At 56.3% G+C, this 17,236-nt stretch carries 17 protein-coding genes; 16 read left to right on the top strand and 1 reads right to left on the bottom strand.

Features of this window, described 5'->3' with window-relative positions; genetic code table 11:
• Positions 1–72 precede the first annotated feature (72 nt).
• From leuC to R5L00_RS02685, 16 genes are all read left to right on the top strand, one after another.
• A complete protein-coding gene (gene leuC / locus R5L00_RS02760; RefSeq protein WP_317653254.1) occupies positions 73–1,482 on the top strand; it encodes a 3-isopropylmalate dehydratase large subunit in 1,410 nt (469 codons plus the stop codon).
• A 55-nt stretch (positions 1,483–1,537) separates the two neighbouring features.
• Positions 1,538–1,663 carry an entericidin A/B family lipoprotein gene (locus R5L00_RS02755; RefSeq protein ID WP_107692385.1) on the top strand — a complete coding sequence of 42 codons (126 nt, stop codon included), beginning with the start codon at positions 1,538–1,540 and terminating at the stop codon, positions 1,661–1,663.
• 19 nt (positions 1,664–1,682) lie between these two features.
• Positions 1,683–2,321 carry a 3-isopropylmalate dehydratase small subunit gene (leuD, locus tag R5L00_RS02750; RefSeq protein ID WP_107692386.1) on the top strand — a complete coding sequence of 213 codons (639 nt, stop codon included), beginning with the start codon at positions 1,683–1,685 and terminating at the stop codon, positions 2,319–2,321.
• 31 nt (positions 2,322–2,352) lie between these two features.
• A complete protein-coding gene (leuB, locus tag R5L00_RS02745; RefSeq protein WP_107692796.1) occupies positions 2,353–3,414 on the top strand; it encodes a 3-isopropylmalate dehydrogenase in 1,062 nt (353 codons plus the stop codon).
• A gap of 64 nt (positions 3,415–3,478) precedes the next feature.
• Positions 3,479–4,591 carry an aspartate-semialdehyde dehydrogenase gene (gene asd, locus R5L00_RS02740; protein ID WP_107692387.1) on the top strand — a complete coding sequence of 371 codons (1,113 nt, stop codon included), beginning with the start codon at positions 3,479–3,481 and terminating at the stop codon, positions 4,589–4,591.
• A 183-nt stretch (positions 4,592–4,774) separates the two neighbouring features.
• Entirely contained in the window at positions 4,775–6,556 is a 1,782-nt protein-coding gene (locus tag R5L00_RS02735; protein WP_317653251.1) for a FimV/HubP family polar landmark protein, read from the top strand.
• 72 nt (positions 6,557–6,628) lie between these two features.
• Positions 6,629–7,441, top strand: coding sequence for a tRNA pseudouridine(38-40) synthase TruA (truA, locus tag R5L00_RS02730; RefSeq protein WP_317653249.1), 813 nt, complete (start codon positions 6,629–6,631; stop codon positions 7,439–7,441).
• A gap of 139 nt (positions 7,442–7,580) precedes the next feature.
• Positions 7,581–8,207 carry a phosphoribosylanthranilate isomerase gene (locus tag R5L00_RS02725; protein ID WP_317654098.1) on the top strand — a complete coding sequence of 209 codons (627 nt, stop codon included), beginning with the start codon at positions 7,581–7,583 and terminating at the stop codon, positions 8,205–8,207.
• Positions 8,194–9,390 (top strand): tryptophan synthase subunit beta, encoded by a 1,197-nt coding sequence (gene trpB / locus R5L00_RS02720; protein WP_317653247.1) that lies wholly within the window; start codon positions 8,194–8,196, stop codon positions 9,388–9,390. Before R5L00_RS02725 ends, trpB begins: the two co-directional genes overlap by 14 nt.
• A gap of 14 nt (positions 9,391–9,404) precedes the next feature.
• The gene (gene trpA, locus R5L00_RS02715; RefSeq protein WP_317653246.1) at positions 9,405–10,214 is read left to right on the top strand and encodes a tryptophan synthase subunit alpha; all 810 of its coding nucleotides are present in this window, start codon (positions 9,405–9,407) and stop codon (positions 10,212–10,214) included.
• 34 nt (positions 10,215–10,248) lie between these two features.
• Entirely contained in the window at positions 10,249–11,109 is an 861-nt protein-coding gene (gene accD / locus R5L00_RS02710; RefSeq protein WP_107692393.1) for an acetyl-CoA carboxylase, carboxyltransferase subunit beta, read from the top strand.
• A gap of 58 nt (positions 11,110–11,167) precedes the next feature.
• A complete protein-coding gene (folC, locus tag R5L00_RS02705; RefSeq protein ID WP_317653245.1) occupies positions 11,168–12,526 on the top strand; it encodes a bifunctional tetrahydrofolate synthase/dihydrofolate synthase in 1,359 nt (452 codons plus the stop codon).
• Between the two features lie 13 nt (positions 12,527–12,539).
• Positions 12,540–13,229 (top strand): SPOR domain-containing protein, encoded by a 690-nt coding sequence (locus tag R5L00_RS02700; protein ID WP_317653244.1) that lies wholly within the window; start codon positions 12,540–12,542, stop codon positions 13,227–13,229.
• Between the two features lie 75 nt (positions 13,230–13,304).
• Entirely contained in the window at positions 13,305–13,811 is a 507-nt protein-coding gene (locus tag R5L00_RS02695) for a CvpA family protein (RefSeq protein ID WP_317653243.1), read from the top strand.
• 116 nt (positions 13,812–13,927) lie between these two features.
• Positions 13,928–15,448 carry an amidophosphoribosyltransferase gene (gene purF, locus R5L00_RS02690; RefSeq protein WP_317653242.1) on the top strand — a complete coding sequence of 507 codons (1,521 nt, stop codon included), beginning with the start codon at positions 13,928–13,930 and terminating at the stop codon, positions 15,446–15,448.
• A 160-nt stretch (positions 15,449–15,608) separates the two neighbouring features.
• Entirely contained in the window at positions 15,609–16,787 is a 1,179-nt protein-coding gene (locus R5L00_RS02685) for an O-succinylhomoserine sulfhydrylase (RefSeq protein WP_317653241.1), read from the top strand.
• Positions 16,788–16,886: 99 nt separating this feature from the next.
• Here the strand turns inward: R5L00_RS02685 and R5L00_RS02680 are convergent, their stop codons facing one another.
• Positions 16,887–17,033, bottom strand: a complete 147-nt coding sequence (locus R5L00_RS02680) for a hypothetical protein (RefSeq protein ID WP_317653240.1) — start codon at positions 17,031–17,033, stop codon at positions 16,887–16,889.
• Positions 17,034–17,236 lie beyond the last annotated feature (203 nt).

Genomic DNA, 17,236 nt, shown 5'->3' with positions numbered 1-17,236 from the left:
GTCTGTTAAGGTCGCGTTATGGGATAATTTCGGTCTATGTAGAATAATCCTTCTATTACATTCGAATTCGAGATGCAAACGTTATACGACAAACTCTGGCGCAGCCACGTGGTACATGAAGAATCCGGGCAGCCGGATGGCATGACGCTGCTGTATATTGACCGGCATCTGGTGCATGAGGTCACGAGCCCGCAGGCGTTTGAAGGCCTGAAGCTTGCCGGCCGCAGGCCTTGGCGACGGGATTCCATTCTTGCTGTCGCGGACCACAACGTGCCCACTACCGGGCGCAGGCAGGGAATCAGCGATCCGGTATCACGTCTTCAGGTGGAGACGCTCGATCAGAACTGTGACGAACTGGGCATCACCGAGTTCAGGATGAATGATCTGCGTCAGGGCATTGTTCACGTGATCGGCCCGGAGCAGGGCGCTACACTGCCCGGCATGACGGTGGTTTGCGGAGACTCGCATACCAGCACCCATGGCGCATTTGCCTCTCTCGCATTCGGCATCGGCACCTCCGAAGTGGAGCATGTGCTTGCGTCGCAGTGTCTGTTGATAAAAAAAGCCAAAGCCATGCAAGTGGTGGTTGATGGCGAACTCGGTCATGGGATTACGGCGAAGGATATCGCGCTCGCGATCATCGGCGAAATCGGCACGGCCGGCGGTACGGGTTATGCCATCGAATTCGCGGGCAGCGCCATACGGACGCTTTCCATGGAAGGCCGCATGACTTTGTGCAATATGGCCATTGAGGCGGGCGCGCGCGCCGGCATGATAGCGGTGGACGATACCACGATTGAATATCTTCGAGGGCGTCCTTTCGCGCCAAGGGGTGATTTATGGGAAAGAGCAGTCGCATATTGGCGGACGCTGAAAAGCGATGAAGGCGCACGTTTCGATAAGGTGGTGACGCTCGATGCGGCAGAGATCAAACCCCAGGTGACCTGGGGGACCTCGCCTGAGATGGTGACAACGATCGACGGGAAGGTCCCGGACCCCGCGCAGGTCGCGGATATTGTAAAGCGCCACGACATGGAACGTGCTCTTAAGTATATGGGTCTTGCACCCAATATGCCGATCAGCGAAATCCGCCCCGATAAAATATTCATCGGTTCGTGCACAAATGCGCGCATAGAGGATTTGCGTGCTGCGGCGAAAGTAGTGAAAGGAAGACACATTGCCCCGAATGTCACGCTCGCGATGGTTGTGCCTGGTTCCGGCCTGGTCAAGAGACAAGCTGAGCAGGAGGGGCTGGACAAGATATTTCGGGATGCTGGCTTCGAATGGCGCGAACCCGGCTGCTCGATGTGTCTCGCGATGAATGATGACCGGCTTGAGGCTGGGGAGCGCTGTGCCTCCACATCCAACCGTAATTTCGAAGGGAGGCAGGGTCCAGGTGGGCGTACCCATCTGGTTAGTCCGGCGATGGCCGCAGCCGCGGCAGTAGCGGGACATTTTGTGGATGTGCGGAAAATATATTAATATTAGCGCGTAACACCGATGGTTCCGTTTATTTATTACAAAAAAGGGGGTCGTGATGAAAATGCTGCCGTTAATGGTTGCCTTGCTCGCTGTTATTGGTTTGTCCGGATGTAACACCTTCGCAGGTATGGGTAAAGATGTTCAGAGCGGTGGCAGGGCGTTGGAGAATCAGGCGAAATAGGTCTAGATTAAAGTAGCTAGTGAAAAAATTTACTTTCTGTGACGGTTTGGTGGCGCCGCTCGATCGCGCCAATGTCGATACCGACGCCATCATTCCGAAGCAGTTTCTGAAATCGATCAAGCGGTCTGGTTTCGGGCAGAATCTGTTCGACGAGTGGCGGTATCTGGACCACGGCGAGCCGGGTATGGACTCAAGCCAGCGCAAGCCCAACCCCGATTTCGTACTGAATCTGCCTCGCTACCGAGGCGCGCAGATATTGCTTGCACGCGCCAATTTCGGTTGTGGTTCCAGCCGGGAACATGCGCCTTGGGCACTCGAGGATTATGGCTTCGAGGTAATCATCGCCCCCAGCTTCGCCGATATATTTTTCAACAACTGTTTCAAGATTGGTCTGCTGCCTATCGTGCTCGATGTCGCCAAGGTGGACCAGCTCTTCCGTGAAGTGGCTGAAACCGAACGCTATCAGCTTGCTGTTACTCTTGAGGATCAGTCGGTCGTTACGCCAAGCGGAGATTCATTCTTTTTCGATATCGATCCATTCCGCAAGCAGTGTCTGTTGAACGGGCTGGATGAGATCGGCCTGACATTGCAGCACGCGGACAGGATCAAGGCGTTTGAGGACAGGCATCGCGCGGCGCAACCATGGTTGTTTGCATGACGCGACAGTTCACCCGATCGAAAAGGTTTTTATGAAGATTGCGATCCTGTCCGGCGATGGGATAGGGCCGGAGATCGTCGCTCAAGCTGTAAGAGTCCTGGAAGCGTTAACGAGTGACGGGTTAAAGTTTGAGCTGGAGCCCGGGTTACTCGGCGGTTGCGGGGTGGATAGCGCGGGGGAACCGTTTCCTGAGGCGACACGCAAGCTTGTTGCCGAAGCTGATGCGGTGATTCTAGGCGCGGTCGGGGGTCCGCAATACGATGCGCTGCCGCGGCATCTCAGGCCTGAACGAGGGCTGCTTGGCATACGCAAGGCGCTCAACCTTTTTGCCAATCTGCGCCCTGCGCTACTGTATCCGGAGCTTGCCAACGCATCCACCCTGAAGCCTGAAGTGGTGGCCGGTCTGGACATTCTGATCGTACGCGAACTGGTTGGCGACATTTACTTTGGCGAACCCCGCGGTATCGAGCGGCGTGAGGGCCAGCGCGTTGGATACAATACGATGATCTACAGCGAAGCGGAAATACGCAGAATTGCCCGGGTAGCGTTCCAGGCCGCGCGTAAGCGTAACCGCAAGCTTTGCTCAGTGGACAAGATGAACGTGCTGGAATGCACGCAGCTGTGGCGCGACGTCGTGAGCGAGACGGCGCAGGAATATCCGGATGTGGAACTCTCGCACATGCTGGTGGATAATGCCGCAATGCAGCTGGTGCGCAACCCCAGGCAATTCGATGTAATGGTCACAGGCAACATGTTCGGGGACATTTTATCGGATGAGGCGTCCATGTTGACCGGCTCGATCGGTATGCTGCCCTCGGCATCGCTGGATGAAAAGAGCAAGGGCCTTTATGAGCCGATTCACGGGTCGGCGCCGGACATCGCGGGAAAAGACGTCGCAAATCCACTGGCGACAATATTATCGGTGGCGATGATGCTGCGGTATACATTCGATCAGGATGTCGCGGCCAGCCGTGTAGAAGATGCGGTAAAAGCTGTGCTGGCGCAAGGTTATCGTACTGCCGACATTGATGAGCCCGGAATGAAAAGAATTGGCACCACGGCAATGGGCGACGCAGTTCTCGCAAATTTATAGATGGCAGGGTACAAAAGATTCGGACCCCTTTCCGGGACTGGATTGAGGACGAACAGGACAAACGATGAGACAAGTTGGGTTTATTGGCTGGCGCGGCATGGTGGGTTCAGTGCTGATGCAGCGGATGCGGGAAGAAAACGACTTCGCGCTGGTGGCGCCGACCTTCTTTACGACCTCGCAGAAGGGTGGCAAAGGTCCGGACATCGGTCAGGATACGCCACCGCTCAAGGATGCCCACGATATAGACGAGCTCAAGGCCATGGACATCCTTGTTTCCTGCCAGGGAGGCGACTATACCAGCGAGGTGTTTCCCAAATTGCGCCAGGCCGGTTGGAACGGTTATTGGATTGACGCCGCCTCGACATTGCGCATGGGTCAGGACGCGGTCATTATACTCGACCCGGTCAATTTACCCGTTATCGAGCAGGCCCTGCACGATAACGTAAAAAACTATATCGGCGGCAATTGTACCGTGAGCCTCATGCTGATGGCTGTCGGGGGATTGTTCGAAGAAGATATGGTGGAATGGATGAGCGCCATGACTTATCAGGCAGCCTCTGGCGCCGGGGCGCAGAACATGCGGGAGTTGCTGCTGCAGATGGGCGAAGCGCACCGGGTGGCCAAAAATATGCTGGATGATCCGGCTGTGGGCATTCTCGATATCGACCGAGAGGTTGCGGGAACGCTGCGCGATATCAGTTTTCCGACCGAGAATTTTGGTGTGCCGCTGGCCGGCAGCCTCATCCCGTGGATAGACAGGGATCTGGGCAATGGGCAGACGCGGGAAGAATGGAAAGGCCAGTCGGAGACGAACAAAATCCTGGGTCGGTCCGATCATTTGGTTCCGGTCGATGGAATCTGTGTTCGCGTGGGGGCGATGCGCTGCCACAGTCAGGCGTTGACGATCAAGTTGAAGAAGGATGTCCCGTTGGACGAAATCGAGGATATCCTCTCCGCCTCCAACAGTTGGGTGAAAGTCGTTCCCAATGAGCGCGAGAGCACATTGAAGGAGCTCACTCCGGCTGCGGTTACCGGATCGTTGACCATCCCCGTGGGGCGATTGCGCAAGCTTGCGATGGGCGGCGAATATCTTTCTGCATTCACTGTGGGAGACCAGTTGCTGTGGGGGGCGGCAGAGCCGTTGCGCAGAATGCTGAGACTGCTGGTGCAAGCCTGAGAATCGGGGTAGGATAAACGTTACCTTCGCAGGAACATATAATGAAGACGAGCTCCCCACGCGGCTTGTCTTGTTACAGCAATGTTATTCCCCGGTTTCATTCCCTTTGTCATTCCTCGGTGATATCACTAATTGTTTCCAGGGCGTACCTGCGTGTACATGCCGATTGCGGAACTTCTGCATATGAGCCCCGCGGATAAGAGGGCAGCGTTGTTGCTTGATGGGTATGCCGCGACTGGCAGGGCGCGGCCTGCGCCGCAAGAGCATGCTGATTTTTCCGGCAACGCCCTGCATGGAGAGTTTGTTCAGAGGGTTGTAACGGTCTCGGTGCTTTTGATAGCCCTCATGGCCTCCGGCGCGGCGCCGGCAGCAGGATTGGGAAGGCTTACCCAGACTTCGGCAATAGGACAGCCGTTCCAGGCGGAAATCGAACTGGTCGCTGTCAGGAATGAGGAAAGACGCGTGCTAACGGCGAGCCTGCCGTCCCAGCAATTTTTTCGTCACGCAAACGTCGAGTATTTGCCTCTGCTTGCGATGTTTCAAGCCAGTATCGAAACCCGTTCCGACGGGCAGCCCTACGTCAGGATCGCTTCTTCGCAACCTGTCGCTGAACCGTTGCTTAACCTGCTGGTCGAGTTGAATTGGCCGTCGGGACGCGTGGTTCGTGAATACACTGTTGTTCTCGCTCCGCCCGCGGGTTACGCGCTTACCCACTCTAAGCAGTTAGTTGAAACCTCTCCGTCTGTTTCCGCCGAGGCTGAATTGCCTTCCCGAAATGCCGATGGCATGGGTACCTGGGAAAGGTTTCGATTTTCTGTCGCGAAAGCGGATACGGAAGAGGAAGCATTAAAACAGACTGTGACGGGAAAGATCGAGTCTGCGCAGACGGCAGATCCTGTTTCAAGTAGAGAGAAGGAGGGGCCGCGAGTACTCCGGAAGCTCTCAGAAGGCATGGAATCGCAGCACACCGGCAGCGAAGCGGACCTCGAAGTGGACGTCAGCGGAAGTATTCGGGTGAACGGAAGAGATGAAAGTGCGCAAGCAAACCTTCATGCGATTGAAGAGGATGCTACCGCCAGAAAGGGGTCGCTTCGGCAAGCCGACGAGAGCGTTGCTCTGCCAGTACCTCAATCTGCACAATCTGCCCCATCTGCCCCGATACAAACCGACACAATTCATACGGTAGAAGCTACGTCGGTTTATGAGGCAGCAGACGAATCGGTGTCGGTCGCCAGACCGATAAAAGTCCCGCTGCTATCCGCAGGAGCGTCAGATCCTGAAGCGGGTTCCTTGGTCCATACCCAGGGCAAACGTTCAGTCGTTGATCAGTTGACGATGAACCTTGAATTTCTTGGCGGGGCGCTCGTGCTTCTGTTTACCGGAATCGTCGGCGTCTCCATTGCGCGCAGGCCGAGGGAGGCCGGCGCTCATGCCGGTGAGAACGTCGTTGCACCGGCGCCCGATTCTCCAGCCGGCGGTGGCGCTTTACCTGTCATCATCAACCCGCAAACAGACGCTGCTTTACCCGTGGAAGCGATGGGCGCGGCAGTCGAGACCCAAATGTATCAGGAGACCCCTGACGCGCAAGCTGAACCGATCCCCCGGATTTCCCGGAACGCTGCGGCAAAAGCGACAGAACATCAGCAAAGCCCGGGGATGAAGATACGCTCGCCGTTTTACGGTCCATCCGGGGATGCGCCGCCGCCATCCGGACCCGGTTCGCTGATGGAACGTCGCCTGGCTGGAATTGATTTAAACAAGGACCGCCGCTCCACTGACGTTGCTAGAGGCCCCTTGCTTGAAAGGGGGATGCGCTGGCGCGAAATACTCTCTCAGCTTGATCTGGCCAGGGCCTATCAGGAAATGGGTGATAAGGATGCGGCGCTGCAAGTTCTGCGGGAGGTGATTCGTGATGGCGATTCGGCGCAGCGGGAAAGCGCGAGACGTATATTAGCGAACCTTTAGAACGGGCTTCAAGTTGCAAATCATTATTTCGTTATTCTTGCCTGGGGATCACAACGTGAGGGCCCCGATGCTGTGAGAATCGCATTGGTGCTGGAGTACGATGGCTACGGTTTCCATGGTTGGCAAAGCCAGCCATCAGGGGATACGGTGCAGGATGCCGTGGAAGCGGCATTATCGACAATTGCGGCTGACAATGTTCGCGTTATTGCGGCAGGACGTACCGACGCCGGAGTTCACGCCTTGTGCCAGGTACTGCATTTTGATACGCAGGCACAGCGGCCCACAAGTGCCTGGGTTCGGGGTGTCAACGCGCTGTTGCCTGACGGCATTGCCATTTTATGGGCGTCGCAAGTTTCTGACGAGTTCCACGCACGCTATTGCGCCATTGAACGCTGCTATCTGTACATATTACTGAATCACCCTGTCCGACCGGGGCTCGGTCACGGCAATATCGGCTGGTTTCACGAATCGCTGGATCTCGAATCCATGCGGTCGGCGGCGCAAATGCTGGTGGGCGAGCATGACTTCAGCGCATTCCGTGCCGCCGAATGCCAGGCCTTATCCCCCGTCCGCAACCTGACGAAACTGGACATCCAGCGGCATGGCGACATCATCATCTATGAAATCCGCGCCAACGCTTTTTTACATCATATGGTGAGGAATATTGTCGGCTGCCTAGTCTATGTGGGCAAGGGAAAATATCCCCCGGAATGGATCAAGGCGCTGCTTGAGGGGCGCGATCGCGCCGCCGCCGCGCCGACATTTCCTGCGGCCGGGTTATACTTGGCAGGAATCAGCTACGATGCCAAATGGAAACTGCCGGACCATGTTAATCCATCGCTTGCCGCCGTGTTGCCGTACTGCCGCGCACGGACCGGCCTGTGAATGGGACCTGCACGGGAAATTTGCCGGTGGATTTAGCAGAGACACGAAGAAGAGATATCAAGCAGAGACCGGGCCCGCGTCGAGGTGTAGCGTGAAGGATGGAATAGATGGAACCGAGAGAAAACCAGCGACTGTTACCATGCCTGTGCGGGTAAAAATTTGCGGCATCACTCGGGTTGAGGATGCCTTGGCCGCAGCCCATCTGGGAGCCGACGCCGTCGGGTTTGTTTTCTGGCGGCACAGCGCGCGCTACCTAACCGCGGAGAATGCGCGGGATATTATTGACGCTCTACCGCCGTTTCTCACCAAGGTCGGCGTCTATGTTGATCCGGATCCGGAGTGGGTAGAGGAAACTTCCTCTTTGGCTGGCCTCGATTTACTGCAATTCCACGGTAATGAGTCACAGGAATTTTGCCGGCAATTTTCCCTGCCTTATATAAAGGCCGTGCGCGTCAGGGAGGGGCTAGATTTGCTACAATACGCATCCCTTTATAAGGGGGCAAGCGGGCTGTTGCTGGATACTTATATTGAAGGCGAGCCCGGCGGAACAGGGCGCGCGTTTGATTGGGATCTGATTCCCCGGACGTTACCGCTACCGGTGATTCTGTCTGGCGGACTGCACCCCGGCAACGTTGCTGAAGCGATCCGGCGTGCCCAGCCATGGGCTGTAGATGTATCCAGCGGTGTGGAAGCCGCCAAGGGTATTAAAGACGCGGGAAAAATTGCTGCTCTCATGCGAGGAGTTCGAACCAGTGAACGTTTATGATTTTCCCGATAAATATGGGCACTTTGGTCCCTACGGGGGCGTATTTGTAGCGGAAACGTTGATTGCGGCCCTGGATGAGTTACGCGTTCAGTATGAGCATTTTCGCAATGACTCCAGCTTCCAGGCGGAGTTTGCTTACGAATTGAAGCATTACGTGGGCCGGCCCAGTCCCATCTATCACGCAAAAAGATGGTCGGCTCATCTGGGCGGGGCGCAAATTCTGCTGAAGCGTGAAGACTTGAATCATACTGGTGCTCACAAAATCAACAATGCGATCGGACAGGCGCTTCTGGCGAGACGGATGGGCAAGTCACGGGTAATTGCGGAGACCGGCGCGGGCCAGCACGGCGTCGCCAGCGCTACGGTTGCCGCCCGCTATGGGATGGAATGCATTGTTTACATGGGTTCGGTGGATGTGGAACGTCAGGCTGCCAATGTTTACCGGATGAAGCTTCTGGGTGCCACGGTTATACCGGTCGAATCAGGTTCAAGGACGTTGAAGGATGCGCTCAACGAGGCCATGCGCGACTGGGTAACCAATGTCGAGGATACGTTTTATATCATCGGCACAGTGGCGGGACCGCATCCCTATCCGATGATGGTGCGGGATTTTCAGGCGATTATCGGACGAGAAGCCATCGGGCAGATGCAGGAAGAATATGGTTGCCAGCCGGATGCGTTAATTGCCTGCGTAGGCGGCGGATCGAATGCTATTGGGCTGTTTTATCCCTACCTCGAGAGTGATGTCCGCATGATCGGCGTCGAAGCGGCGGGGAGGGGGATCGAGACCGGCGAGCACGCTGCTACCCTTACCACGGGCAGGCCCGGCGTGTTACACGGCAACCGCACCTATCTGATCCAGGACGAAAATGGGCAGATTATTGAGACTCACTCCATTTCTGCCGGTCTGGACTACCCCGGCGTAGGCCCCGAGCACGCATGGCTCAAGGACAGCAATCGCGCTGAGTATGTTGGTATCACCGATGACCAGGCGCTTGAGGCGTTTCATGCACTGTGCCATTACGAGGGTATCATACCCGCGCTGGAATCCAGCCATGCGCTCGCCTATGCTGCCCAGCTTGCGCCACAACTTGCCAAGGATAAGCTGCTGCTGGTGAATCTGTCCGGACGAGGGGACAAGGACATGGGCACCGTGGCGCAGGCATCCGATATTGCTTTATAACCGACTTCCCCTTTATGTCTCGTATCGCTACCGTATTTGACGAGCTTCGTCAGCAACATAGAAAGGCATTGATCCCGTTTATCACTGCAGGTGATCCGGAACCAGGACTGATGGTGCCGTTAATGCACGAACTGGTAAAGGCGGGTGCGGATATTATCGAGCTGGGGGTTCCGTTTTCCGACCCGATGGCGGATGGTCCCACGATACAGCGGTCGTCGGAGCGGGCTTTAAAGCACCACATCGGGTTGAGGGACGTGCTGGCGATGGTGAAGGAATTCAGGCGAAGCGACGCTACCACGCCGGTCGTACTGATGGGTTATGCCAACCCGATAGAAGCGATGGGCTACGAGCCATTTGCCGCAAGCGCGAAGGAGTGTGGTGTAGACGGGGTGTTGACGGTGGATTACCCGCCCGAAGAGTCCGCGGAGTGGGTCGAATTTCTCCGGCACCAGCAAATCGACGCTATCTTCCTGCTTTCTCCCACCACGCCACAGGCGCGCATCGAAGAGGTGGCAAAGATGGCGCAAGGATATGTTTATTATGTTTCGCTAAAAGGCGTTACCGGCGCCTCTAACCTTGACCTCAGCGATGTCGCCAATAAACTGGCGCAGTTGCGTTCATCCATCTCCATTCCTATCGGTGTCGGTTTTGGCATCCGCGATAGCACGACCGCCAAAGCGGTGGCAAAGCTTGCCGACGCAGTCGTGGTTGGCAGCCGGATCATCGAGGAAATAGAAAACTCGTCCCGCGCAGAAGTTTTAGCCAACGTGCATGCCTTGGTCAAATCCCTGCGCAGCGCCATAGACGAAGTCAGACCCATATGACAGCGATAGCCTGCATGATTTTCCTCAGATACCTATGAGCTGGTTTCAGAAACTGCTGCCGCCAAAAATCAAGCGCAAGGAAAGTGGTGGCGAAAAAAAGGCCGTGCCCGAGGGCTTGTGGAGCAAATGTGCTTCGTGCGACGCCGTACTGTATTACTCCGACTTGGGGAACAATCTTAACGTCTGTCCCAAGTGCAACCACCACAACCGCATTTCCGCCCGCGTGCGCCTTGATTTATTTCTTGATGCCGAGGGTCGCTACGAGATCGGTCCGGAAGTTCAGTCCATCGATCCGCTTAAATTCAAGGACAGCAAACGTTATATCGATCGGTTATCTGAGGCGAAAAGAGATACCGATGAGGATGATGCGCTGGTGGTCATGCAGGGTAGTGTCAAAGCGGTACCGATGGTGGCGGCAGCGTTCGAATTCGGTTTCATGGGTGGATCGATGGGCTCGGTCGTGGGGGAGCGCTTCGTACGCGGGGTTCAGACTTGCGTCGAGCAGCGCCTGGCTTTCGTGTGTTTCACCGCAAGTGGCGGCGCACGCATGCAGGAAGGACTTCTATCGCTCATGCAAATGGCCAAGACAACAGCGGCGCTCACGCAGTTGAGCCAGGAACGCCTTCCCTTTATTTCGGTATTGACCGACCCGACCATGGGCGGCGTATCAGCCAGCTTCGCCTTTATCGGTGATGTGGTAATCGCTGAGCCGGGTGCGCTGATCGGTTTTGCCGGGCCGCGCGTAATCGAACAGACGGTGCGTCAAACCCTGCCCGAAGGTTTTCAGCGCGCCGAATTCCTGCTGGAGCATGGCGCCATCGACATGATCGTAGATCGCAGGCGCATGCGCGACAAGATTGCCAACCTGTGCACGCTGCTGACGCGCGCTTCATAACCGGCCTGATAGCCGGCCTGGTGTCGGTTCTCCCGTATTTCATCAAGCCTGAGGGTGCATGGGATCGAACGAAATCCATTCCGAAGCTCCAACACTTACCGATTGGCTGCTGAGGCTCGAACAACTCCATCCCTCGACAATCGACCTGGGACTGGAGCGTGTGGGCCGCGTCAGGGCCGAATTGGATCTTAAGCCGTCGTTTCCCATCATCACCGTCGGCGGCACCAATGGCAAGGGGTCGTGCTGCATCATGCTGGAAGCAATTCTGAGCCATGCAGGATATCGGGCAGGCTGTTACACTTCGCCTCATTTATTGCGCTACAACGAGCGAGTGCGGATAGGCCGACGGGAAGCAACCGATCCCGAATTATGCGAAGCTTTTCAGGCCATTGAATCCGCGCGGGTTCGCGCGGGTGTTTCATTGACGTATTTTGAATTTGGCACCCTGGCGGCAATGCAGCTGTTTATCCAGGCGGGAGTGGAGATCGCCATTCTGGAAGTGGGGCTGGGCGGGCGGCTGGATGCCGTCAATGTTTTCGACGCCGACTGTGCCGTGCTGACCAGCGTTGACTTCGATCATATGGATTATCTCGGGAACACACGCGAGATGATCGGATTCGAGAAGGCGGGTATCTTCAGGAAGGGAAAGCCTGCGATCTGCTCTGACCCTGATATGCCTGAGGCGGTGCGCCTGCATGCGGATGCAGTCGGCGCGGAGTTATTGCACATCGGTAAACACTTCGGGTACTCGACGGACGCAAACGGGTGGAATTACTGGGGAAGGGGCCGAAAGCGCTACTCTCTTCCCTATCCCGCTCTGCGTGGCGCGCATCAGTTGCGTAATGCCAGTGCGGGTCTCACTGCACTTGATGCCCTCCGCGATCTGCTTCCGGTTACCATGAGCAATGTCCGCCACGGTCTATTGGATCTCGTGTGGCCGGGCCGGTTTCAGGTTTTACCGGGACGTCCGGCGATAATCCTGGATGTCGCGCACAATCCGGGCGCGGCATCGGTTCTGGCGGAATGCCTTGATAGCATGGGGCGCTATCGAAAAACCTACGCGGTGTTTGCCATGCTCAGGGATAAGGATATCGTTGGCGTCGCGCGCGTGCTTGCGCCCAGAGTGGATGTATGGCTGGTGGCGAGTATCAATGCGCCTCGTGGCGCTTCTTCTGGCGAAATCGAACATGCGCTCGAAGCAGCGGGAGTGACCCCAGTGGATCGGCAAGCGGAAGGGGCAGCGCAAGTGCAAGATGCGACGGCGGCGGGAAGCGAGACGATTCTTCGCTTCCCCAGTCCCGCCGCAGCTTATGCATACGCCTGTGAGCAGGCAAGCGTAAATGATAGAATTTGCGTTTTCGGCTCATTTCACACCGTGGCTGAAGCATTAATCCATAAAAAAGTTGTGCACGGTTAATCAGGGCATTCAAGTGGCAAAGACCGTTAGCGAAGAAGAAACTCAGCTCAGAAAGCGCGCGAGAAGACGGCTTGTCGGATCAATTACCCTGGTCATCGCAGCCGTCGTTATTTTACCGATGGTGCTCGATAGCAAACCGGAGCAACGCATCGAGGAAATTGATATCCGCATTCCCGCGGAAGATGCCGTCGATGAACTCGGGCCTGAATCCGAGGGGGCCAGGGACGTTCCCGCCAGGACTGCGCCGGAAACTCCCGCGAGTGAAATACCGGCGGCAAATCACCCGGCGCCTCAATCCTCGGGCAAATCCGCCCCCACTGTAAAGGGAGTCGAAAAGCCGGACGCGTCCAAAGGGACGGGAGACTCGGGATCCAAGGTAGCCGCCGGAAGCGCCAGGGGGACGGCAGCGCCTGCCAGTTCTGAACTGTTTGTAGTGCAACTGGGGGCGTTTACCGACCCGGCAAAGGCCAACCAGAAGCTGCAGAACCTGGTAGCGAAGGATATTGCTTCGATTATCGGCGCGGAAGCATATACTGAAACCATCAAGGTCGATAAGGGGCTGGATAGAAACGCGGAGAAGGCCGTGGGGAAGGGCGACATCACGCGGGTGCGTGTTGGCCCGTTTCGCACGCGTGAGGACGCGGAGAATGCCCGCGAAAAATTGAAGACGTTGGGATTCAACGGGGTGGTTGCCGATAAATAGCATGATGAGGCTGTGCTATTTTTCGCCGATGCTGCGGGGAAGCAAATCGGGTTTCGGTGGATTGATTAATCGCGCATGACTATTTTTGATTACGCGGTTCTTGCCATACTCGTACTATCGATTTTGCTGAGCGTGGTGCGGGGTATGGTACGAGAGCTTCTGTCTCTGGCGGGCTGGATCATCGCATTCATGGTGGCAAGTTCACTTGCAGCAGGGTTTGCGCCCATGCTGCCGTCCGCGATTGTTGGCGACCAGTTTCGCGGCATCCTCGCGTTTGCCTCCATTTTCCTGTCAGCACTATTGGCAATGGGTTTGCTGGCGATGCTGGTATCAGCGTTGGTGAAAACAGCGGGGCTCGGATTTGCCGACCGCTTTATGGGATCTCTATTTGGTTTGGCGCGCGGCCTGCTAGTGGTGTTATTGGTGGTGCTGGCGGCGGGATTTACTGCCGTGCCGCAGGAGCCTTTCTGGAAAAAGGCCATGCTGAGCGGACCGCTCGAAACCGCGGCAATGATGATCATTCCGTGGCTGCCTCAGGATGTGTCGCGCCACATCAACTATGTGAAATCGAAGCGCGAATGATGAGCGATCGCACAGGTCAAAGATTTCATGCCCGGCATCCGGCTTGCGGCGTGGAAGAAGCTTTACTTTCAATTTTTCGCGGCGTTTATCCGGGCGATCTTTGCGGAGTGTAAATCATGTGTGGAATACTGGGTCTTGTCGCACAAACGCCCGTCAACCAGTTGCTATACGACGGGTTGCTGGTGCTTCAGCATCGCGGGCAGGATGCGGCCGGGATCGTGACCGCGCAAGGCAATACTTTTCATATGCACAAGGGCAACGGACTGGTCCGGGATGTGTTCCGTACCCGCAATATGCGCGCGCTACTTGGCAACATCGGGATTGGGCATGTGAGGTATCCCACGGCCGGTTCCTCTGAATCACCAGCCGAGGCGCAACCATTTTATGTCAATTCGCCGTTTGGCATCGTGCTTGGGCATAACGGCAATCTCACCAACGCGGCCCAGCTCAACCAGGAGTTGTTCCGGGAGGACCTGCGTCACGTCAATACCAATTCGGACTCGGAAGTGTTGCTGAACGTTCTGGCTCATGAATTGCAAACGAGCACGAAGAATCACCAGCTCGACCCTGCGGCCATTTTTGACGCGGTGGCCGGCGTTCATCGTCGATGCCGGGGTGCCTACGCGGTAGTAGCGATGATTGCGGGATACGGATTGCTGGCTTTTCGCGACCCCTATGGCATTCGCCCATTGGTATTTGGTGGCGCCGAGACGGAGCACGGGCTGGAGTACCTTGTGGCGTCTGAAAGCGTAGCGCTCGATACCCTGGGGTTCAAGCTGATCCGAGACGTTGCGCCGGGTGAAGCAATATTTATCGACGAGCGCGGCAATTTTTATAATAAACAGTGCGCCGTCAACCCCGTGCACTATCCATGCATTTTCGAGTATGTCTATATGGCGCGTCCTGATTCAGTAATGGATGGCATATCGGTCTATGAAACGCGGCTTAACATGGGGGAGAGCCTGGCGGACAAGATTACCTCGACCATGCGACACCTGGATATCGATGTAGTCATCCCCATTCCGGATTCCAGCCGCCCCAGCGCCTTGCAGCTGGCAAACCGCCTAGGAGTCAGTTTCCGCGAAGGGTTCGTCAAGAACCGATATATCGGCCGTACCTTCATCATGCCGGGACAACAGTTGCGGCGGAAATCGGTTCGCCAGAAACTTAACGCCATGAGCGTGGAATTTCGCGGAAAGAACGTGTTGCTGGTGGACGACTCCATCGTGCGGGGCACCACGAGTCGCGAAATTGTGCAGATGGCGCAGGAAGCAGGCGCCAATAAGGTGTATTTTGCTTCTGCCGCGCCCCCGGTGAGGTTCCCCAACGTTTACGGGATCGACATGCCCACGCGTCATGAGCTGATCGCTACCGGCCGGGATGAAGACGAAATCCGCCGCGAAATAGGCGCTGATTTCCTTGTTTATCAGAAACTCGATGCACTCATAAAAGACGTGTCTCGGCTTAACCCATCCATCCAGAATTTCGAGACGTCGTGTTTCGATGGGCACTACATTACCGGGGATGTCACACCGGAGTATCTGGCCTTTCTGGAAGCCCAGCGGACAGGCGGGGAATTATTGTCGCGAACCGGATCCAGTACGCAACTGGATTTGAATCTGGCTTCAGCAGAGTAGGAAAATATTGGAGATTGACAAACTCAGCTACCGAGCGTAGCGTAACAGTTGTGCGCCGATTTGATATTCAGCTTGCGGGCGCGTTATAAATTCGGCTAAAGCGGGAAAACCCGTCTTAGCGTGCGCTGAACGGGTTTTTTATTTGGAGGAGATTTTTTGCATGTCTGACGATTTGGAGCTGCAAACACTGGCGTTGCATACTGGTGTTCACCGCAGCCAATTCAATGAGCACTCGGAGGCGCTGTTTCTAACCTCAAGTTTTGTATTCGAAAGCGCCGCGCAAGCGGCCGCGCGCTTCTCCGGCGCGGAGCCGGGAAACATCTACTCGCGCTTTACCAATCCTACCGTTACGGCGTTCGAAGAGCGGCTCGCCGCCCTTGAGGGTGCCGAAGCCTGTGTCGCGACTTCTTCCGGCATGTCCGCGATTCTATCCTGCGTGATGGGCCTGCTGTCGGCGGGCGATCACATCGTCGCGTCGCGCAGCCTGTTTGGGTCCACGGTAAATCTGTTCAGTAATATTCTCACGCGTTTCAATATCGAGACCACGTTTGTTTCTGCTACTGACGTTGCGGCATGGGAGGCGGCGTTAAAGCCTGCCACAAAACTGCTGTTTGTGGAGACCCCATCAAACCCGCTTACTGAGATCTCCGACATCGCCGCGCTCTCGTCCGTGGCGAGGAAAGCCGGGGCGTTGCTCGCGGTCGATAACTGCTTCTGTTCTCCCGCGCTGCAACGGCCGTTGGAACTCGGTGCCGACCTCGTGATTCACTCGGCGACCAAATACCTGGAGGGGCAGGGCAGAGTCCTGGGCGGGGCAGTGCTGGGCAAACGCGACCTGGTCATGGGTGGGGTGTTCAGCTTCCTGCGCACCGCCGGTCCAAGCTTAAGCCCGTTTAATGCCTGGGTTATTCTGAAGGGAATGGAAACACTTAAATTAAGGATGGATGCGCACTCGGCAAATGCACTGGAAGTTGCCCGCTGGCTGGAAGCGCGACCCGGAGTCGCGCGAGTACATTACCCTGGCTTGCCGTCCCATCCGCAACATGAACTCGCCAAGCGTCAACAGAAGACCGGCGGCGGAATCGTTTCATTCGAGTTGAAAAATGGCAAGGAAGCGGCATGGCGGGTTGTCGACTCCGTACGCATGATTTCAATTACCGCCAACCTGGGCGACACAAAAAGCACATTGACTCATCCTGCCAGCACCACGCACTCTCGCATTAGCCAGGAGAGCCGGGATGCTGCGGGAATTACCGATGGATTGTTGCGAATTGCGGTTGGATTGGAAGCCTCGAAGGATATCCAGGACGATTTAGCCAGGGGACTGAGTGTGGCCTGAAGCGGGTATTCAGACCGTCATAGACCCAGTTGGTTGATGTCCATAACCGGCAACGGTAGCGCCGGAATATCACCAGCACGACTCCTCCCAATACGAAAATCATCGGGGACTCACGCCGTCAGGATCTTCCAGGCGCGCCTCAAGCGCTTGATTCACAAGCTGTGCGGCGCATTCAAACGTCTGCTCCAGTGTGCCACTCAGTATCTCGTTCGACATCAGATGGAGAGCAAGGGCTGCAATACTCACGTATTCCGCAACCCCCGGCCAGGCTGATGCCTTCGCCGCCCCGTTCTGGTTATCGTTAACAGCGTTTCGTATAACGGTATTTCCCAGTGCGCACGCGCTTGAGCCAGGCGCTGTGAAAAACAGAACGCGACCGGCGCTGGAATTTTAGCGACCGTGCTGGCGAAGCGGGAAGTGTTCCCCCGAGCAAAATCAATAGACTCAGC

It is taken from the genome of Nitrosospira sp. Is2, from assembly GCF_033095785.1.
Classification (GTDB): Bacteria; Pseudomonadota; Gammaproteobacteria; order Burkholderiales; family Nitrosomonadaceae; genus Nitrosospira.
This window is presented reverse-complemented; position numbering and strand designations above follow the sequence as displayed.